Annotated in this window: 16 protein-coding genes and 2 pseudogenes; 4 read left to right on the forward strand and 14 right to left on the reverse strand. The window is 69.0% G+C overall.

Features of this window, described 5'->3' with window-relative positions:
* Positions 1-172: 172 nt before the first annotated feature.
* Positions 173-646 carry a nuclear transport factor 2 family protein gene (locus tag ADK57_RS42410; protein WP_053755089.1) on the reverse strand — a complete coding sequence of 158 codons (474 nt, stop codon included), beginning with the start codon at positions 644-646 and terminating at the stop codon, positions 173-175.
* Between the two features lie 117 nt (positions 647-763).
* Here ADK57_RS42410 and ADK57_RS42415 point away from each other — a divergent pair, with 117 nt between their 5' ends.
* The gene (locus tag ADK57_RS42415) at positions 764-1,390 is read left to right on the forward strand and encodes a TetR/AcrR family transcriptional regulator (protein ID WP_053755090.1); all 627 of its coding nucleotides are present in this window, start codon (positions 764-766) and stop codon (positions 1,388-1,390) included.
* 137 nt (positions 1,391-1,527) lie between these two features.
* Here the strand turns inward: ADK57_RS42415 and ADK57_RS42420 are convergent, their stop codons facing one another.
* Both ADK57_RS42420 and ADK57_RS42425 read right to left on the reverse strand, forming a co-directional pair.
* Complete coding sequence (locus tag ADK57_RS42420) at positions 1,528-2,115, reverse strand: carboxymuconolactone decarboxylase family protein (RefSeq protein WP_078973647.1); 588 nt, start codon at positions 2,113-2,115, stop codon at positions 1,528-1,530.
* A gap of 211 nt (positions 2,116-2,326) precedes the next feature.
* Positions 2,327-2,809: a hypothetical protein gene (locus ADK57_RS42425; RefSeq protein WP_053755092.1), complete on the reverse strand. Its 483-nt coding sequence runs from the start codon at positions 2,807-2,809 to the stop codon at positions 2,327-2,329.
* Between the two features lie 377 nt (positions 2,810-3,186).
* On the opposite strand from ADK57_RS42425, the gene ADK57_RS42430 reads away from it, so the two are divergent.
* Positions 3,187-5,019, forward strand: coding sequence for a matrixin family metalloprotease (locus tag ADK57_RS42430; protein WP_053755093.1), 1,833 nt, complete (start codon positions 3,187-3,189; stop codon positions 5,017-5,019).
* 91 nt (positions 5,020-5,110) lie between these two features.
* A pseudogene (locus ADK57_RS42435) lies at positions 5,111-5,371 on the forward strand (UTP--glucose-1-phosphate uridylyltransferase); the annotation flags it as partial.
* A 2-nt stretch (positions 5,372-5,373) separates the two neighbouring features.
* Here ADK57_RS42435 and ADK57_RS42440 read toward each other — a convergent pair.
* The 9 genes from ADK57_RS42440 to ADK57_RS42480 all read right to left on the reverse strand — a co-directional run bounded on the left by ADK57_RS42440 (position 5,374) and on the right by ADK57_RS42480 (position 15,279).
* The gene (locus ADK57_RS42440; RefSeq protein ID WP_053755095.1) at positions 5,374-6,912 is read right to left on the reverse strand and encodes a sensor histidine kinase; all 1,539 of its coding nucleotides are present in this window, start codon (positions 6,910-6,912) and stop codon (positions 5,374-5,376) included.
* The gene (locus tag ADK57_RS42445; protein WP_053755096.1) at positions 6,909-7,652 is read right to left on the reverse strand and encodes a response regulator transcription factor; all 744 of its coding nucleotides are present in this window, start codon (positions 7,650-7,652) and stop codon (positions 6,909-6,911) included. Before ADK57_RS42445 ends, ADK57_RS42440 begins: the two co-directional genes overlap by 4 nt.
* 72 nt (positions 7,653-7,724) lie before the next feature.
* Positions 7,725-8,225: a hypothetical protein gene (locus ADK57_RS42450; RefSeq protein WP_053755097.1), complete on the reverse strand. Its 501-nt coding sequence runs from the start codon at positions 8,223-8,225 to the stop codon at positions 7,725-7,727.
* Positions 8,226-8,611: 386 nt separating this feature from the next.
* Positions 8,612-9,451 (reverse strand): fumarylacetoacetate hydrolase family protein, encoded by an 840-nt coding sequence (locus ADK57_RS42455; RefSeq protein WP_053755098.1) that lies wholly within the window; start codon positions 9,449-9,451, stop codon positions 8,612-8,614.
* 52 nt (positions 9,452-9,503) lie between these two features.
* The gene (locus ADK57_RS42460) at positions 9,504-11,045 is read right to left on the reverse strand and encodes a sensor histidine kinase (RefSeq protein WP_053755120.1); all 1,542 of its coding nucleotides are present in this window, start codon (positions 11,043-11,045) and stop codon (positions 9,504-9,506) included.
* 38 nt (positions 11,046-11,083) lie between these two features.
* Entirely contained in the window at positions 11,084-11,830 is a 747-nt protein-coding gene (locus ADK57_RS42465) for a response regulator transcription factor (protein ID WP_053755099.1), read from the reverse strand.
* Between the two features lie 112 nt (positions 11,831-11,942).
* The gene (locus ADK57_RS42470) at positions 11,943-13,766 is read right to left on the reverse strand and encodes a CotH kinase family protein (protein WP_053755100.1); all 1,824 of its coding nucleotides are present in this window, start codon (positions 13,764-13,766) and stop codon (positions 11,943-11,945) included.
* A complete protein-coding gene (locus ADK57_RS42475; protein ID WP_053755101.1) occupies positions 13,766-14,443 on the reverse strand; it encodes a DUF4956 domain-containing protein in 678 nt (225 codons plus the stop codon). Before ADK57_RS42475 ends, ADK57_RS42470 begins: the two co-directional genes overlap by 1 nt.
* The gene (locus tag ADK57_RS42480; protein WP_053755121.1) at positions 14,440-15,279 is read right to left on the reverse strand and encodes a polyphosphate polymerase domain-containing protein; all 840 of its coding nucleotides are present in this window, start codon (positions 15,277-15,279) and stop codon (positions 14,440-14,442) included. Before ADK57_RS42480 ends, ADK57_RS42475 begins: the two co-directional genes overlap by 4 nt.
* Positions 15,280-15,740: 461 nt before the next feature.
* Between ADK57_RS42480 and ADK57_RS51825 the strand changes: the two are divergent.
* Positions 15,741-16,034 (forward strand): annotated as a pseudogene (locus ADK57_RS51825) (glycoside hydrolase family 2); the annotation flags it as partial.
* Between the two features lie 259 nt (positions 16,035-16,293).
* Here the strand turns inward: ADK57_RS51825 and ADK57_RS49595 are convergent.
* Positions 16,294-16,821 carry a SpoIIE family protein phosphatase gene (locus ADK57_RS49595; RefSeq protein ID WP_234390582.1) on the reverse strand — a complete coding sequence of 176 codons (528 nt, stop codon included), beginning with the start codon at positions 16,819-16,821 and terminating at the stop codon, positions 16,294-16,296.
* Between the two features lie 399 nt (positions 16,822-17,220).
* Positions 17,221-18,864 carry a DHA2 family efflux MFS transporter permease subunit gene (locus ADK57_RS42495; RefSeq protein WP_199830801.1) on the reverse strand — a complete coding sequence of 548 codons (1,644 nt, stop codon included), beginning with the start codon at positions 18,862-18,864 and terminating at the stop codon, positions 17,221-17,223.
* Positions 18,865-18,896 lie beyond the last annotated feature (32 nt).

Genomic DNA, 18,896 nt, shown 5'->3' on the forward strand with positions numbered 1-18,896 from the left:
CGAAGTCCGCCCGTGGATTCCACCGACCACCGATCGGCTGCATCAACACGCCGCATGAGTCGAAGAGAACAGCACTGAGAGGATGAGGAGAGGGTAATGGGGTCGTCACCCGCTCATTCTGGTGAGCGGACGGCTCGCTGGGCGACCTCGGAGAGGTCAGCAACTCGCTTGATCACCCAACCGAACCCGGCTGGACCGAGGGGGCACTGCCGGCTTTCAAGGTTGCGACCAGCGCGTCGAGTTGGCCGCGGACTCGGGCGGCGGTGACGTGGTCGAAGTAGTCGCGGGAGCTGATGATCTCACCGTTGCGCACCCGAAGCACGAAGATGCCGGGCAGCGCGAAGGGTTCTCCGGTATCTGCGACTGTTCCCTGATACTCGAACTCCGCCACGATGACCTCGGGGTCGGCCGTCTCGTGGATCGTGATGTCGGCTGCCTGCCGGTGCAGCCGAGGGCCGGCGTCGGTCGGCCTGAAGTGTTCGCGCAGTTCGTCACGGGTACGGAGCGCGGCTGCACGAAGCGGGTCGAACGGGTGCACGACATGGGTCTGTTCCGCATACAGATCGGGCAGATCATTCCATCGTCCCTCCGCGACACCGTTCACCAGGGCGAGGAAAACCTCACGCGGGCTGAGGACTTGGGCCATGGCGCTCTCCTGTCATCGGCGCCGACACGCAGTGGTGTCGGCGGACTACTATCCGAAGTGCGGACTCCGATTATACGGAGTCGTGACTTCGGATGACGACATACGAGCGAAAGAACAATGAGCAACCCAGGCACCCCAGGCACCCCAGAGTCCAGCGGCAGACGGCCGCAACGCGCTGACGCGCGAAGCAACCGCGAGCGGATCCTGAACGTCGCCGAAGAGGTCTTCGGCAAGGGCGGCGAGTCTGCATCCACCGAGGAGGTGGCCCGCCTGGCCAACGTCGGCATCGCCACCGTCTTCCGTCACTTCCCCACCAAGGCGGCGCTGCTGGAGGCCGTTCTCGTGAAGCGGTTCGATCGCCTGCGCGAGCAGGCCGAAACGCTGCTTCACACGACGGACCCGGGTACGGCGTTCTTCGACTTCTTCAGCCACCTCGTCGCCGACGCGGCCGGCAAAATCGCCATAGCCGACGCCCTGCTCGAGGCCGGTGGTGGCGACGCCGGCGACGCCACTCAGGCATCGGAGGGACTGCGTGGAGCCGTAGGCACTCTGCTCCGGCATGCCCAACACGCCGGCGCCGTCCGAGACGACGTCGAACTGCCCGAGGTGTACGCCTTGCTCGTTGCCACGTCACGAGCCGCAGCACGCGCCCATCTGGAGGAAGAGGTACGGGACCGGATGCTCGCCATCGTCTTCGACGGCCTCGCGCCCCTCCGGAACTCCCGTGCGCAGACACGCGAGTAGCCCGACCCCTCTCAGGTTCACCGCCACCCATGCCATCGGGAGAAGCCTTCTCCCGGTAGTAGTGGGCGCGCAAGCGATACGGGCCGGGGCAGCGCTCGTGACCCGGCTCGCGCCGCACAGGGTGGCCGGCCCTTCCGTCAGTGCATGGGGGGCAGTCCCGGCTCCGGCCGCACCTGCAAGGAGTTCAGAGTGAAAGCCAGCAGATGGTAGTGGCCCACCAGCATCGGGAGCTCGATCAGTTGGCGCTCCGTCAGATGCCTGGCCAGCCCTTCCCACGTCGGCCCGCTGATCCGTGCCCCGGAGCGCAACTCGTCCGTCGCCCGCAGCAGCAGCGACTGCCGTTCCGTCCAACCCGGCGCGTCGGGACCCGCCGCCACCCGATCCATGTCGTCCGATGACAACCCGGCCTTCGCGGCGATCCTCACGTGCTGGCCCCACTCGTAGGGCGACTCGCAGTTGCGTGCCACCCGGAGAATCACCAACTCCCGGTCGACGAAGGGCAGTTCGCCCGCGAGCAGTAGTTGGCTGCTGAACGGGAGCCAGGCGGCGAACAATTCCGGATGACGGGCAAGGGTGGCGAAGACATGCGCCTCGCCGAGCGAAGACACGCCAAGCCCGAGTGAGCCGATGTCGGCGGACAACGTCTCCCGCACGGATTCAGCCCATTCCTCGGCAGACTGCGGAGGAATCCGGGGCGCGGCGGGCGACAGCGGCGGCTCTGGCACGCGGCCACGCTACGCCACACGCCGGCCGGAGGAAACGCCGACGACAAGCCACGTCCGCAGCAGTGTCGAGGACAGCCGCGTGGCGGCCTGCCCCGATGACTGCTACTCAGCACCTTGAGCACCGTGCGCCGAGAGTCCACCACCGGCAGCAGCCCCGGTACGTCTGCTTCGGCAGATGACCTCGGCGGCCTGGGTGGCCGGCCCCTGGTGATCATGTTCCGGCCCGGAAGCTCACCGGCGGCACGGCCGGGGTGTTCGGCTGCCCGGCGGCTGTCGAGTGCAGGCACCGCTTGCCGAGCACGACCGCGAGCAGGCAGAGCATCGCCGCATCCTTGAACGCCCGGCGTTCGGGCGCCTCCAGCAGGGGCCAGGCGAACGCCTGAACTTGAGGGAGCAGGGCGATCCAGAACCAGGGCGAGCGGGGAGCGCTCCCCGGTACGCCCGCCGAGGCGAGCAGCGGCAGCAGCGGCAGCAGCGGCAGCAGGGCGTAGTGGAGGAACGCCGGACGGGAAACGAGGAGGGTGGCGAACATGAGCATGGCCGCGGTCTCCACCAGCCGCCGGCCCGGCACGGAGAGCCGGGGCAGGACGGTGACCAGTGAGGCGGCAAGGAGCCAGCCGGTGCGGACCAGGGCGGCGGCGGTGCAGGGGGCGGCCACGCGCAGGAGCCGGTCGTCGAGCACCGCCTCGGGCACGGGCGGCGAGCACGCTGCTGGGCAGGCAGAGGCAGCGCGGGTCGGCGTAAGGGGATCCCCGTCGAGAAAGGTGCGGGCGGCGGCCACCACGAAGGTGTTGTCCAGGCCGGGAGCGAGGCACTTTGGTGCAGCCAGGGAGTGACGACTCGGGGATGATCGAGGTCCACGCGCCACATCCTGAACTGACGCCGGGCCTCACGGCACCACCGTTCTGGGGTGCGCTCCCGGGCCGTCATCTCCAGACGGTCACGTTCTGGTCCGGGGAGTCGACCCCACCGCATGTGCGTGCGCGGTGGGGCCCGGTCTTTCTACGCTTTCCCGGCTCTATGCCTCCGCCATGAATGAGAGGAGTCTTCACACAGCGGAAGGGAAGAGTCATGACGGCTCAGCGATTCACACTGGAAGTAAAGGAACTGCACCGCGGCGATGAGCACGAGGAAGTCGGGAAGTTACAGAAGTACCTGACGAAGTACGGGTACTTGACAACCACGGTGATGCCCGGGCAACTGGACGAAGCCACGAGTGACGCGCTTCGGATGTTCCAGCACATCGGCGGAATCAGCGAAACCGGCGAACTGGATCCAAGCACCGTCGACGCGCTTGAGCAGCCGCGATGCGGAGTTCCGGATCTGCCCACCGTAAATGCTGCTCGTCGGGGGACGGGCGCGGAATTCGTTCTGCGTGGATGCAATTACACCAAGCTGGCCTTCACCTACAGGTTCACCAATGGCACCGGCGACATCACCGGCACCGATGAACGCGGGGCTGTGCAGCGCGCCTTCACCACCTGGGCCTCGGTATTGCGTGGCGTGAGCTTCCGGCAGGTCGACACCGCGAACTCGGACTTTGTGATCGGCTGGCACACCGGCGACCACGGAGACGGCTCCGCATTCGACGGCGTCGGCAACACTCTGGCGCACGCTTTCTACCCGCCGCCGTGCGGCGGAGCGAACGCCGGCTCGCTGCACTATGACGACGCGGAGACATGGAGTCTCACCGGCACTGTCCAGACGTTCGACGCGGAGACTGTCGCGCTCCACGAAATCGGCCACTTGCTCGGCCTCGATCATTCGGCCGTCACAGGTGCTGTCATGTTCCGCAGCTACGGAGGAGTCCGCCGCAGCCTGACGCAGGACGACATCGACGGGATCAGGCGCCTCTACCCCGCGCTGGAGCGCCGGGGCGACAGTGCCGAACAGGCGGGCTTCGTCGGTGAGATCAGCGCCGCGCGCCACAACGACAACCATGCCCTGACCGCCGTCCGCACCCAGGCCGGCACGTTGAAGCTCATCGGATGGCGGCTCAACGCCAACGGATCCGTGAGCCGCACGGCGGACAGTGCCGAGCAGGCCGGTGCGGCCACGTCGATCGACCTCGCCCGCTCCCTCACGGGGGACCGGTTCGTGACGGCCTGCCGGACCGGTGCGGGAAGTCTCAAGCTGATCAGCTGGGCCGTCAGCGATGACGGCACCTCGATACAGCGGCGTGGGGAGAGCGGGAACCAGGCGGGCGCGGCCAGTCTGATCCGGGTCGTCCCGGCGAGTTCACTGCTCTGGACGACAGCCTGTCGTAACGGCAGCGGCAATCTCTCGGTCATCGTCTGGAGCCTGAAATCCGACGGCTCCTTCGCCCGGCTCGCGGACAGCGGCAGCCAGGCCGGCGAGGTCCGCGACGTGGACGTGGCCGTCGTCGACACCCGACTGGTCCTCACCGCCGTGCGCGACGGATCCGACAATCTCAAGCTCATCCTCTGGCGCGTCACCGACCAGTCCGTGCAACGGCTGGGAGACAGCGGAACCCAGGCCGGAAACAGCAGGCTGGTCAAGGTCTTCATGGACCCGTCCGGAGTCGCGGTGACCGCGGTCAAGACCGCGTCCGACACACTGAAGCTGATCACCTGGCGGGTCCAGCCCAGCGGCGTGATCCAGCGGCTCGGAGACAGCGGCGAACTGGCCGGGATCACCAACGGCCACGATCTCGGTGCGGCGCCCGCTGGACGGCTGGCAACCCCCGTCATCACCGAGACGGGAAACCTCAAGGTCATTCTCTGGCAGGTGACCGGTTCCGGCACGGTGACCAGGTGGGGTGACAGCGACGACCTCGCAGGCGCCGCCGCTCTCCCGGCCCTGGTCGGACCGCAGGGGCAGAACATTCTCACCGCTGTCCGAACGGGGAGTTCCACTCTCAGGCTCATCACTTGGGGAACCTGACCTCGGACACACCCGGACTGCCTGACGCGGACAGCAGATGCCGACGCCCCCCTCACCGGGGGGCGTCGCGCGTACGGGGGTCGATTTCTTGCGTACGTCGCCGGGCCGGGGCGGGGGACCCAGCTCACCTACGCTCTCCAGGAACTCGTCACGGAGGACGTGGTGCACGGCGTTGGTCTTCGACGGACTGCGCTACGACACCGGCGACAAGGCGGACTACCTGCGCACCGTCGTCGGCCTCGCCTGCGACCGGCCGGACCTGGGACCCCAGTTCGTGTCCTGGCCCAAGGAGTTCGTCGCGGGCCTCGACGTCCGGGAAGAGGGTGCGTCGGACCGGCGGCTGATCGCCTGAGGTCAGGAAGGATCCCCGCCGGAACCGTCGGTGGGCAGCACCAGGCGGAACGTGCAGCCCTCGCCGGGACCGGTGTCGAGTTCGAGACGGCCGGCGTGGCCCTCTGCGATGGCGGCCGCGATCGACAGGCCGAGCCCGCTGCCGCCCTGGGCGCGGGAGCGGGCAGGGTCGGCCCGGTAGAACCGTTCGAAGACGTGCTCGGCGTCGACGGGAGCGAGACCCGGCCCTTCGTCGGCCACTTCGATGACGCTGATGGGAAGGCGCTCCGGCAGCGGCGGGGAAGCGCTGGTACGTCCGGGACGGTCGACGCCACCCGTGCGGGGGCCGACCTCGGTCGTGCCGACCCGGACGTGGACGCGGGTCCCGGCCGGGGTGTGGGTGCGCGCGTTGGACAGCAGGTTCTCGACGATCTGCCGCAGCCGGTGCGGGTCGCCGACCGTCTCCGCGAGGTCCAGCTCATGGGTACCGGCCGGATCGTCCGGAGTGTGCAGCGGGCCCAGGTCGACGGGGTGGGACCCGCTGTGGACGGCGGCGGCGCTCACGGCGTCGGCCGCCAGGGACAGCAGGTCGACGGGCTGTCTCCGGTACGAGGGTTCCCTGTCCAGGGTGGCCAGCAGTTGGAGGTCGTCGACGAGCAGGCTCATGCGTTCCGCGTTCTGGGCGATGAGCCGGTTGGCCTCGCGCCGTTCGCGCGTCGGGCGCTGTTCGGGACGCAGGGCGAGTTCGGCATAGCCCTGGATCGCGGTGAGCGGGGTGCGCAGTTCGTGTCCGGCGTCAGCGACGAACCGGCGCAGCCGGGCTTCCGAGGCCTCCCGTTCCAGGAGCGCCCTCTGCAAACGGTCCAGCATGGTGTTGAGGACTCGCCCCAGCCGTCCGATCTCGGTGCGCGCATCGGTGTCGGCCAGGCGCAGGCCGAGCTGCCCCGCGGTGATGTCGGCGGCGGTCCGCTCCATGCGGGTCAGGGGCAGCAGCCCCAGTCGGACGACCCAGCGGGCCAGCGCGAGCAGTGCGGCGATCGTGACGACGAGCAGCACGGCGTTCAGCCACAGCAGCTTGGAGGTGGCGCCGTCGACGGTGTCGAGGGGCAGCGCGACCACCGCGCTCATGCCGTCGGGGCCCGGGTTGCGCAGTACTCGCCAGCGGCCGTCGCCGCTGACGGCGGACACCGTTTCGGGATACCCGTCCCGCAGTCCGAGATTCTGCGCGGATCCGGAGAGCCGAGGGCCCGGCTTGTCCTCGGAGCCGAGGGAGTCGTTCAGGCGACGGCCGGAAGTGTCGTAGAAGTAGACGCGGAAGTCCGAGGGCAGCATGCTCGGGCGCTCTTGCGGAGCCGGGAGCCTGTTGTCGAGCGCGTCGCGGAACGCGGGAGCCGGCGGATGGAACTCGACGAGCTGCTGGTCGACCCGGTCCAGCAGCCAGGAGCGCAGAACGACGAAGCCGATCACCTCGGAGGTCAGCACCGCCGCGGTGGCCAGGAGGGTCACGCCCAGGATCAGGCGCCGGCGCAGCGACCTCGGCGGCGAGGGAAGGAGCCTGGTCACTGGTCGGCTGCCCCACCATGGTCGCGGGGCAGCCGCAGGCAGTAGCCGACACCGCGCACGGTGTGGATGAGCGGCGGGTCGAAACAGTCGATCTTCCTGCGCAGGTACTTGACGTACGTCTCGATGATGCGGGCATCGCCCGCGAAGTCGTAGCTCCAGACATGGTCGAGGATCTGGACCTTGGTCACCACCTGGCCCGCGTTGCCCATGAGGTAGGCCAGGAGCTTGAACTCGGTGGGTGACAGCGAGATGTACTGCCCGGCCCGGTGCACTTCGTGTGCGCGCTCGTCCAGTTCCAGGTCGGCGTAGCGCAGGACGTCCTGTACAGCAGGCAGTTCGGTTCCGGGTGCCGTGCGGCGCAGGATGGCTTCGATGCGCAGCAGCACCTCCTCGATGCTGAACGGCTTGCTGACGTAGTCGTCGCCCCCGGCGGTCAGGCCCGTGATGCGGTCGTCGAGGCCGGTGCGGGCGGTCAGGAACAACACCGGAACGTCGTTGCCCGCCGCCCGCAGTCTGCGCGTCACCTCGAATCCGTCCAGATCCGGCAGCATCACGTCGAGCAGCACCAGATGCGGTTCCAGTCGTTCGACCTCCACAAGGGCCGCCTGCCCGCTCTCCGCGCTGCTCACGTCGTACCCGGTGAGCCGGAGGGTGGACTCCAGCAGTGTGCGGATGCTGGGTTCGTCCTCGACCACGAGGAGCCGGTGTCGTGGCCCCGCTGTCGCGGGCTGCTCGGTCATGAGGCGGTGCGGTCCGTTCTGTCGTTCGGGCGTCTGTCGCTCTGGACTGTGCCCTTGATGTCTCGCTGCCGGTTACTTGGCGGCGCAGTCGTACAGCACGTTGCTTGCTCCGAATCCCATCGCCCCGCCGCCGGTTTCCTGCGACGACGTGCCGGAGCTGTCGCAGTACACGGAGGCCGGAACCTTCGTGCAGTTCTTGGAGATCCAGCCGGAGCGCTGCTTGGTCCAGTTACTGGACGCGCCCGGCATGCCGCCACCGCCCGAGCCCGAATCCGAGCCCAAGATGTAGCGCAGTTCGCCGTTCTCGGTCCACTTCTCCAGTTGCGCGACCGACGGCGCGTTGTCGGCGTTGGTGAAGCCGCCCATGCCGATGACCCTCTCGTCGCTGCCCAGGATGAAGGCGCCGGCGAAGTTGGCGCGGCCCTCGACCGCGAGCTTGATGCGCGCGTCGGGCGCGTGCTCGACGGCATACTTCAGGAGCTTGCGCTGGTCACTGGCGAGTTCCGCACCGCCGCCGAAGCCGCCGCGCCCGCTCGGGGCCTTGCCTGCGGTTCCGTCCGGGGAGGACGGCATCTGGTGTTGTCCGCGACCGTGATGCGCCAGGGAAAGGGAAAGCCGTCACGGAGGCGCGCGTGGAGGGTGCGCAGGCAGCCCGGCAGGGCGCGCTCCTCGTTGTGGACCGGGACGACGATGTCCACGGTCGCCGCGCCGGCCTGCGGAAGAGCGGAGCGGTCGGCGGGCTGGAAAGGCGCCGTACACCCCAGGGGGATGGTTCGTGAGGTGAGGTGGGGGGTGGGAGTCATGGCTTCCTCAGGCGTGAGGGGACGGCAGACTGCGGCTCCGAGGCCCTGGTCGAGGGCCGCGGCTTCACTGTTGCCACCTCGCCTGTGGGGGCAGAGGGAGGATGCAGGGAATTGACGGGTAGTCAGATCAATGGCCGAAAGGGTTCCCACGGGGCCCTATGAGCGCGGCCGCACCACGGCGTTCCGCAGTTCGCCGACACCTTTGATCACACTGACCACCTCCGTTCCCGGTCGGAGGAACACCTCCGGGTCGCGGCCGGCACCCGCTCCGGCCGGTGTCCCGGTCGCGATCAGGTCGCCGGGGAGCAGGGTGACAACGGTGCTCACGCGAGCGATGACCGTGGCGACATCGAACAGCAGCTCCGTGGTGTTGGCCTTCTGCGTGACGCGCCCGCCCAGGACGCAGCTGACGGCCAGGCCGCGGCCGCCCATCGGCGCGTCGTCGGTGGTGACGAGGGCGGGCCCCACGGGGATGGCGACGGCCTCCTGGGGCCCCGGCGCGGAGGCGGGCGTGCCGTCGAGTCGACCGCGCAGGGTGACATCGTTGACCACGGTGTACCCGGCGACGTGGCTCAGCGCCGCTTCGGCCGTCACCCCACGGGCCCGGCGCCCGATCACCACGCCCAGCTCGGCGCCCATGTCCACATGGTGGCCCTCAGCGGGCAGGTGGATGTCGTCGTGGGCGCCGAGGACACGGCCGTGGTCCCGTACGGAGAACTCCGGCGCGGCTGGGAGGGGCTGTCCCGTTTCCCGCGCACGGGACGCGTAGTTGGGGCCGACGTGAACGATCTTGCTCGGATGGAGGATCAGGGGCGCGTAGGACACGTCGTCCAGCCGGTGGCGCTCGCCGGTGTCGGCGCCTGCCCGCTCCCGCCAGCCGACGCCGGAGGCGATCAGCGCACCGACGTCGGGGTAGGGCAGCAGCACACAGTGTTTCTTCTGCAGTCGCGCGGCAGCCGTACGGTCTTGCCCCAGTCGAACAGTGCTGAGTTTCACCAGTGGAACTCCTTCGCTTCACGAGGGGTCGGGAACGGCGTCCAAGCCGAGGTCAGCCGGGTAGAGAGGGCGCCTGGGCCGTAGGCCCCGGCGTGTGCCGCGCCACGGCGGCCATGGGCCCGTGCGGCAGGAGCAGACGGAAGGTGCAGCCCTCGCCGGGCCGGGTTTCGATTTCCAGACGTCCCCCGTGGGCCTCGGCGATGGCGGAAGAGATCGCCAGTCCCAGACCAAAGCCGGGTTCGGCGTCCGCTCCGCCGGTGGGACCGGCGCGGTAGAAACGGTCGAACACCCGTCGCGCGTCCGCCGCCTCAAGACCCGGTCCGTCGTCGGCCACCTCGATGGCACAGACCCGGATGCCGGGAGGAAGCGGCCGGTTGGCGCTGGTGCGGTCGGGGCGGTCCGTGCCTCCGGAGTGCGGGCCGGTGCGCAGGGTGCCCACGCGAACCTGGATCCTGGTGCCGGGCGGGGTGTGGACGCAGGCGTTGGTGAGGAGATTCGTGGTGACCTGCGCGAGCTGGTGAGCGTCGCCCAGGGTGTCGACGACCTCCAGGTCCGCTTGTTCACGGGCACCGGCCGCACCGGTGAGCGGGTCGAGAACGATACTGCGGCCGGGGTGGTGTACGGCACTCGTCGTGATGCTGTCGGCGGCGAGCGAGAGCAGGTCGACCGGTTCCCACCGCATGGCCGGGCTGTCCCCGAGCTTGGCCAGGAGGAACAAGTCGTCGACGAGGCGGCTCATCCGGTCGGCGTTCCGTGCGATCAGCTGGTGGGCCTCCTCGCGCCGGTGGACCGACATGTGCGGGTCGCCCAGCAGGAGTTCCGCGAATCCCTGGAGTGAGGTGAGCGGAGTGCGCAGCTCGTGTCCGGCGTCGGCGAGGAAGTGGCGCAGCTGCTGCTCGGACGCCTCCGTGCGGTGCAGTGCCGTACGCAACCGGTCGAGCATGGTGTTCAGGGCGCGCCCGAGGTGACCGACCTCCGTGTCGGCGTCGCTGTCCGGGACCCTCAGCTCCAGTTCGCCGTCCGCGATGCGCCGTGCGGTGAGCTCTACCCGGGTCAGCGTTCGCAGCCCCAGCCGTACGACGACGTTGCCGAAGAGGACGACACCGGCTGCAACCACCGCGCCCATGGTCAGGCTGAACCACAGCAGCTTGGACGTCGCGCCCTCCACGGTGTCCAGCGGCAGCGCCACGACGGCGCGCATGCCGTCGGGTCCGGCGTCGGCCATGACGCGCCAGTCCCCGTCGCCCGTGCCGTCCGGCACGGTTGCGGGCCGGCCGTCCGTCAGACCCAGCGCCGCCACGACTCGGGGCAGCCGTGGTCCGTCGTCACGACCGCCGCCCAGCGAACCCGACAGCAGGCGGCCGGATCCGTCGTAGAAATACACCCGGAAGTCCGACGGCAGTACGTCGCCGTGGCCGGGCCGCTCGGGGAGATCCTCGCCCTTGGCCGCGTCCTCGTAAAACCGGGACGGCGGCCGGAAATCGGCGAGGCGCTCGTCCACCTGGCCCGTGAGCCAGGAGCGCAGCACCGTGAGTCCCGCGGCCTGGCAGAGCAGAACCGCGGATGTGGCCAGCACGGTGGTTCCAAGTACCATCCGGGCGCGCAGGGAGCGCGGATGCCACGGCGGCCGCTTCACAGCGCCGCCGCTCCCGGACCTTCGTGGAGAGTCCGCAGGCAGTAGCCGACCCCGCGTACTGTGTGGATGAGCGTGGGCGGGACACAGTCGATCTTGCGTCTCAGGTTGCGCACGTAGGTGTCGACGATACGCGCGTCGCCCGCGAAGTCGTAGTGCCAGACCTGATTGAGGATCTCCCGTTTGTCCAGCACTCGTTCGGGTTGGGAGAGCAGGCACACCAGGAGGCGGAACTCGGTCGGGGACAGTCGTACGGGGTGGCCCGCCCTGTGCACCTCGTGGCTCTCCTCGTCGAGGGTGAGGTCGGCATAGCGCAGCGGCCCACGCCTGGCCCCGGCGAGCGGTGGGGCGCTGCTGCGGCGCAGGATGGCCCGGATGCGCAGCAGCACCTCCTGTACGTGGAAGGGTTTGGTGACGTAGTCGTCGCCGCCCGAGCTGAGCCCGATGATCCGGTCCTCGATGTCCGTACGAGCCGTCAGGAACAGCACCGGGGTGTAGACGCCCTCCGCTCGCAGATGCCGCGTCACCGCGAAGCCGTCCGTGTCCGGAAGCCCCACGTCCAGCAGGATCAGATCCGGCTGGCACCGACCCGCTTCGAACATGGCACTCCGCCCGCTGTCGGCGGTGGCCACGGCATACCCCGCGGCGTGCAGTGCGGACGTGAGCAGGGTGCGGATGCTCGGATCGTCCTCGACGACGAGAACGGTGTGCCTGGCGAGCGAGGGTCCGGACGGCACGACGGGCATCGGCGGTTCCTTGGGGTGGGAGCGGTCATGCAGCGTGCGGTTCACCCGGCCGAACCGGATGCACGGGACGCCCGGACGGCCCTTGGAACAGGGTCCGTCCGGGCGGGAGGAGTCAGCCGGTGACCTCCTTGTTCTTCGCCAGCGCGGCGGTGCGCTCGGTGACCGTCTTGCGCAGCTTCTCGACGGCGGAGTCGAGGGCCTTGGAGTCCGTGCCGGCCTCGTGGACCTGATCGGCGATGCGGTCCAGGGCCTTCAGAGCGGTGCCCGAGCTGTAGAACTTCTCGTACAGGCGCCGGTAGGCCTTCTTGTAGATGCCGTCGAAGGCGTCCGACTCCAGGAAGCGCTCCTTGAGGGGGTGGCCCATGAAACTGCCGCCCTCGCCGCCGCCCGGGACCTGCTGGTCGCCCTGACCGCCTTGGTCGCCCTGCTCACCTTGGCCGCCCTGGCCACCGCCCTGCGCGCCGCCCGGCATTCCGGAGGGCATACCGCCTTCCGGCATGTTCTCCGGCATCCCAGAAGGCATTCCCGAAGGCATTCCCGAAGGCATCTCGCCCTGCGGGATACCCGACGGCGTCCCCGAAGGCGCGCCCTGTTGATCCTGTCCTTGCTGATCGCCCTGGCCCTGGCCCTGGCCGTTCTGGCCGGCACCGTTGCCGCCCTGGCCGCCGCCGAAGAGACCGGACATCCCGGTGTCGTCGTCCGGGCCGGACGTCGCATCCCCGCTGAAGGTGATGTTGTAGTCCCACCCCAGTACCGAGAACTTCTTGGTGTCCAGGTCGTACCAGAGCAGGTAGTTCTTGCCCGGCCCGGCCATGTCGTCGAAGTTCAGCAGCAGGTTCTGCGCGGCGACGTACGTGGCGAGGGACTCGACGTCCACGTACTGGTCCAGCTCCTCCTCGAACTCCTTGTCCGACGCCTTGTCGGCCCACTTGATGAGCTTCATGACCGGTTCCAGGTCCTGGCTGCCCACCTTGTTGAGCTGCTTGAAGGAGTCCTCGTAGTCGGTGGGGTCGTCGCCCTTGTACTCGAAGCTGCCGCCGGCCCGGGCCTTGTACAGCACACCCTTGCCGTCCTGGATGGACTCGGCGTAATCGGTGTCGGGGGCCTCGACCATCAGCCGGGTCGTGACCGGGCGGTTGTTGACCTTGACCTTGGTGAAGGCGTAGCGCTCGGCCTTCTGGCCGGTGCTGTCCATCAGGGTCAGCGAGAGCGCCTCGTTGACCGGCACCTGGTTGTTGCTGCCGGGGCGGAGCGAGATTTCCCGCTCGCCCTGGTAGGCGCGGCCCTCGACATACTCGTCGATCTTGATGAGCCAGGGCAGTTCCTCGGGCTTCTTCGCCGAGAGGTTGTACTGCGTGACCCCGCCCATGCCTCCGCCCATGCCTCCGGCGGCTGCGCCGGGACCGCCGCCGTTGCTCTGGCCGCGGTCCCGGCCCCCGGTCCCGCCGTCCTGCAGCCGGCCCGGGTCGCCCTGCGCGTCTCCGGCGCCGTCAGGCATGGTCCGGCCGCCACCGGGCATGCCCTGGCCGTTGCCGCGCAGGGACATCAGGGTGGAGTTCCCCTTCAGGCGGATCCCGACGTCCTCGAGATACACGCCGTCGATGGTGAGGTCGGCCTTGACGTACTCCTTGGTGCCGTCCTCACGGAACTCCTTCATCATCTTGTCGAACTCGGTCTGGTCGTACTCGAGTTGGACCGAGTGGGACACCGACGTGTCGTAGAGATCGACCGAGCCCCGCACGTTGTCGGTGATCGTGTCGGCCTCCACGCTGGAGGACGAGGTGACGTACGGCGATATGCGGGCGTCGCCGAAGAAATAGACCATCACCGCCAGACCCGCGCACAGGGCCGCGGCCGGCTTCCAGTGGTGCCGCAGCCGGACGGGGACGCGGTCCCGTAGCCGCCGCGGCTTGCGGGCCGTCTCGCCGTCGCTCATCACAGATCGGTCGTGTCGTAACCGGTCAGGACGGTCACCCGCTGACCGGAGGTGCGCTCCTGCAACGCGGTCACCAGGTCGCTGGGCTCGGTGCCCTTCTTCATGCGCACGGTGTAGAACACCTCGGTCAGCGCCCCGCCGCGGATCGTCTCCGTGCTCACCAGCTCGAACTCACTGGTGTAGCGGATGAGGACGTCGCGGATGTCCGACGAGTAGTCCTCGCCGGCCGGAACCTGAACCTTGACGACCTGGCGCTGGACGTTCAGGGCGAACCAGTTGAACTTGAACATCACGAGGATGACGACGCAGATCACCACGGCGCCGACCGCGGCCAACGTGTAGAACCGGGCACCGCAGGCCATGCCGATCGCCATGGCCAGGAAGATGAAGCCGACGTCCCTGGTCTCCTTGACCGCGTTGCGGAACCTGACGACGGACAGTGCTCCGACCAGCGAGAACGCCCGGGCCAGGTTGGACCCGACGACCAGCATGATCAGGGCGACGATCATGCCGACGATGACGAGGGTCTGGACGTAGGACTGGCTGTAGGAAACGTTGCGGTGCGTGTACCGGTACACGTAACCGATCACCGTGCTCAGGATGAACGACAGCGCCATGGCCGCGACCACGTCGGCGACGCTGAACGTACCGCTGAGTTCCTGCAGATCGAAGTTCACTGTGCTCCTGCTTTCAAGGGCGCGTCGTGCGCCGACCGCTGCTGGGGCAGCGACTGCTCGGTGGGGGTGGGCGGCGGATAGTCCGCCTCGTTGACGTGGAAGACGGATCGGGGTGCCAGGCCGAACGCCTCGATGGACTGCACGTACTTGGAGACCCGGATGAGGCTGAGGTTCCGGCGGGCGGCGAGGTCGGTGATCCAGTGCGGGGTGCGCTCGTTGACCTTGATCTCCATCACCGACATGTGCGGCGGGATGGTGAACCGGTTCTCGGGAACGGCGGTGCCGAAGTGGAAGTCCCGGTCCCTGCCGCGGATGCGCCGGTCGAAGGTCACCCGCAGCCCGGTGTCCGCGCCTCGGCCGACCAGCGCCTCACGCTGATAGCCGGTGATCGCAGTGGGCTGCAGGTTCAGCCGGATGACCAGTTCGAGCACCTCATGGATGAAGGCCCGCTCCCTGGGCGAGTGCTCCACCATCTCCCGGCCGTCGCACAGCTTCCGTGCGACGCCGTAGGGAAGGGTGATCCGGCGCTTCTGCGTGACCCGGTTGACGCGTTGCTTGATCTCCACGCACACAGCGGACTCGTCGGTGACGCCGTCCAAGTCCCCGTAGTGGCGGATGCGCAGCTTGCGCCGGAACTTCAGGCCCTCGATCTTCTCCCAGTAGAACCGCAGCTGCGGAGTGTCGTAGTACAGACTCCACACGCCGTAGCCGCCGACCGGGCTGTTGAGGTCCCGGTCCATCCGCTCCGCCAGCTCGTCCCGGATCTCGGCGGCCTGCTCGACCGGCACGAGATACTTCAGCTCGAACCGGTTGAACGCGTGCAGTCGGCTCGCCACGTGCAGCGGCTGCTCGTCCTCCTGGTCCGCCTCGCGGCCCTGCGCCTTCCGCAGTGCGGTCACCTGGGGTAGTGGTGCCACCTTGCGCCTCCTTCGTCGTACGTTCCGGACCGGCTGGCCAGGCACACGTAACCCAGGGCGTGTGAGAAACCGCTGAGAATTGCGGGGTAATTGCAGGGGTATCTGAGATGTCCAAAAGGTGAACTGGAGGGGTGAAGTGAGGTCGCGCCTACCGCCGTTGCGGTACGGCTGACCGCCGTGTTCGAGGGCGTGTACCGGGACGCCGCCGTCCACATCAACGGGGACTACGCCGGTCAACGCTCCTTCGGCTACCAGCACTTCTTCATCGACGCCGACCGTTTCCTGCGCTTCGGCGAGGACAACGAGATCCGCTTGTCGAGGCCCGCACCCATCGCGACTCGCGCTGGTACACCGGCGCGGGCGTCTACCGCGACACGTGGATGCTCGTCGGAGAGGTGGTCCGGATCGCCCCCCACGGGGTTCGGGTCACCACTCCCGACATCGACGGGGAGCGAGCGGTGGTCGAGATCGCGACGAGGGTCGAGAACGACTCGATCGCGATCCGCACGGTCGACCTCGTCACGGAGATCCGCGACGCCAACGGGAGCGTCGTCGCGAGCGACGTCTCGAAGGCCACGGTGCTGCCGGGCGAGCCCGCGACCGTACGCCAACGCCTGTACGTCCACGCCCCGTTGCTGTGGAGCCCCAAGACACCGGCCCTCTACGGCGCTGCCGTGGCCCTCACGGACGCCGAAGCGGCCGTGGACGCCGAGAGAGTCACCTTCGGCATCCGTTCCCTGGGCCTGGACCCCGAGCACGGACTGCGGATCAACGGGGAGACGGTCAAGCTGCGCGGTGCATGCGTCCACCACGACAACGGCGTACTGGGGGCGGCGAGCCTCGGCCCACTGCCGCTCATCGGACGGGCCGAGGTCTGCCCCAGCCTGCTCCAGACCATCAGCGCCGTAGGACAGAGCTCGCATGTTCCATCAGCTACCGCGAGCAACACTCACGCGACTCCCCGGACAAGGGTCGAAACCACTGCCGAACCGCGAAGAAGACGATCTTCTGGAACGGGCTCGCCAAGAAGAACGCGCGGCATGGGCCCGAGCACCGGCGCCCGCTCTCCGTTGAGGGTGGAAGGGCACGGAACCAACAGAGCCCCTCGGTCGCCGGGGTGGCGAGTGAGATCACCACGCCGAAGACGAGGCGCTGTGCCGCCAGGGCCCGGGTCCGGGCCAGGAGGAGAGCCGCGTCGTCGGTACGGATCTCGGGCAGCACGCAGCGCAGGGCATCCTCGCACGTTTCCTCCAGGGGGCGGCCTGGTGTGGCGAGGGCGTCACGGAGAAGGGCGTATCCCTCGTCGGGATCACGGTCGGGGGTTTCGACGAGACCGTCGGCGCAGAGGGCCAGGAGCCGATATGTCCGCCCTGTCCGTCCACGGGTTGGACGGGACGGACAATACGTGGGCCCGAAATCAACCTGGATGCGACCCGGACGGTTTACTTCGCTGAAGAACACCGCGTCTGACCTGTGGAAATGCAGAGCGGCAGACGAGTCGTGCTATACGCCGGGATTCCTGGAGCACCTTTCTGACCTGCGACTTTCCGGGATCGGACCGGCTGTGACCTGCCAGGACGGGTTGCAGAGGCGATCGGAGGCAGTCAGAGGAAACCGCTCTGATTCGACCCCGATTCGACCCGAGCTGCTCGGAGCCAGTCAGAGGCAATTGCCCTCTGTCTGGCCCCGAATCGGCCGAGGTCGGGGCGGTGTCGAACGGCCCTGCTCGGTGCCCGCCGCTGACTTACCGCATACCGCACCCCGGACGCGGCGACAACGCCGGCCCGGCACGGGGGCGGGCCATCGCCCGAGTCGGTGTGACCGGCCCGGGCGATGCCCCGTCTGTCCCTCGTCGCCCGGTCAGCCGCGCCGGTCTCCCACGGGCTGAGCGGTGCCCGCCGCCTGAGCGTTCTCGGCGGCGGCGTCCGGGCGGCCGTGCTGTGCCGTGCCCGCGGCCTTAGCCGCACCCGCCGCGGCCTGCTTGGGCTGGCGCAGGAGGGTGACCGCGCACACGGCCGCGATCAGCACCAGCACCGCCGCCACGATGAGGCACAGCCGCATGCCGTCGATGAGGGAGTCGCCCAGGGCGCCGTAGACCTGACCGGCGGTGGAGCCGAGGTTCATCCCCGCGACCGCGCCCAGGCCGCCGTCCTTGGCGGTGGCGACGATGGTATGGGCCTGGGTGCCGGTCACTCCGGCGTCGGCGAGGTGGCCGGGCAGGGTGTGGACGGCGCGGGTGGACAGCAGGGCGCCGAGGACGGCCGGGCCGAGCGCGCCGCCGACCTGGCGGAAGGCGTTGTTGGCGGCCGAGGCCATACCGGCCAGCTGGTGCGGCACGGCAGCGACGGCGGTGGCCGTCATCGGGGTGGTGACGAGGCCGAGGCCGACGCCCAGCACGATCAGCCGCCAGGCGATGGAGCCGTAGGAGGTGTCGGCGTCGAGGTTGGTCATGGCCAGCAGGGGCCCGGCGATCAGCAGCAGCCCGACGGTGATCATCCAGCGGGCCGGGACCCGGTGCATGAGACGTCCGGCCGGGGCGCCGGCCACGATCGCGGCGACCGGGACCAGCAGCAGGCGGGCGCCGGCCTCCAGAGTGCCGAGCTGCTGCACCATGCCGAAGTACAGGCTGAGGACGAAGAAGAAGCCGATCAGCCCGAGGAAGGTGATCAGGGCGACCAGGGCGGTGGCGGTGAAGGCCGCGCTGCGGAAGACCGCGAGGTCCAGCATGGGGCTGGCGCTGCGCTTCTCCGCGACGACGAACGCGATCAGCGCGACGACGCCCAGTGCGAGGGCGGCGACCACCTTCGGCGTGGTGAAGGAGTCGGCACCGCCCTCGATCACGCCGTAGACCAGGGCGGTGACGCCGACGGCCACGGTGATCTGGCCGGGCCAGTCGAGCTTGCGTCCGTGCGGGGCGCGCGAGTCGGTCAGCAGCGGGGCGGCGACGGCCGTCGCGACCAGCGAGAGGGGGATGGACAGCAGGTAGATCCAGCGCCATGCGAAGTGGTCGAGGATCACGCCGGCGATGACCGGGCCGACGGCCAGGGCCGCGAGCAGGGCCATGGCCCACATGCCGATGAACTTGCCGCGCTCGCGGAAGTCGGGCACCGCGTGGCTGATCAGCGCCAGCGTGGTGGGCAGCAGCGCGGCCGAGCCGAGACCGGCCAGGGCCTGCCCGGCCCACAGGGTCTGGATGTTGTGCGCGCACAGGGCGACCGCCGCGCCGGCCGCGCTGAAGAACAGGCCGGCCTGGAAGACCTTCTTGCGGCCGTGGACGTCGCCGAAGACGCCGGCGGTCAGGATGAAGGCGGCCATGGGCAGGACGAACGCGTCCTGGACCCAGGACAGTTGCGCGGTCGAGGTGTTCAGCGCCCGCTGGATGGCGGGCAGGCTGACCGCGACCGTGGTGATCGGCAGGTAGGCGACGAACACGCCGAGGCAGGCCATGACGATGGTGGCCGCCCGCCTGTCCGTCGGCCCGCTCGCCGGTGTGGTGACGTTCACGGAAATTCTCCGTTTTCTTGCGTACGGCGTGA

It is taken from the genome of Streptomyces sp. MMG1533 (genome assembly GCF_001279775.1).
Taxonomy (GTDB): Bacteria; Actinomycetota; Actinomycetes; order Streptomycetales; family Streptomycetaceae; genus Streptomyces.

Excerpts from the sequence above, each read along its gene's own strand:
- ADK57_RS42465 (WP_053755099.1), bottom strand. The coding sequence starts at position 11,830 with ATGCCCGTCGTGCCGTCCGGACCCTCGCTCGCCAGGCACACCGTTCTC.
- ADK57_RS42415 (WP_053755090.1), top strand. The coding sequence starts at position 764 with ATGAGCAACCCAGGCACCCCAGGCACCCCAGAGTCCAGCGGCAGACGG.
- ADK57_RS42410 (WP_053755089.1), bottom strand. The coding sequence starts at position 646 with ATGGCCCAAGTCCTCAGCCCGCGTGAGGTTTTCCTCGCCCTGGTGAAC.
- ADK57_RS42470 (WP_053755100.1), bottom strand. The coding sequence starts at position 13,766 with ATGAGCGACGGCGAGACGGCCCGCAAGCCGCGGCGGCTACGGGACCGC.
- ADK57_RS42430 (WP_053755093.1), top strand. The coding sequence starts at position 3,187 with ATGACGGCTCAGCGATTCACACTGGAAGTAAAGGAACTGCACCGCGGC.
- ADK57_RS42445 (WP_053755096.1), bottom strand. The coding sequence starts at position 7,652 with ATGACCGAGCAGCCCGCGACAGCGGGGCCACGACACCGGCTCCTCGTG.
- ADK57_RS42460 (WP_053755120.1), bottom strand. The coding sequence starts at position 11,045 with ATGGTACTTGGAACCACCGTGCTGGCCACATCCGCGGTTCTGCTCTGC.
- ADK57_RS42450 (WP_053755097.1), bottom strand. The coding sequence starts at position 8,225 with ATGCCGTCCTCCCCGGACGGAACCGCAGGCAAGGCCCCGAGCGGGCGC.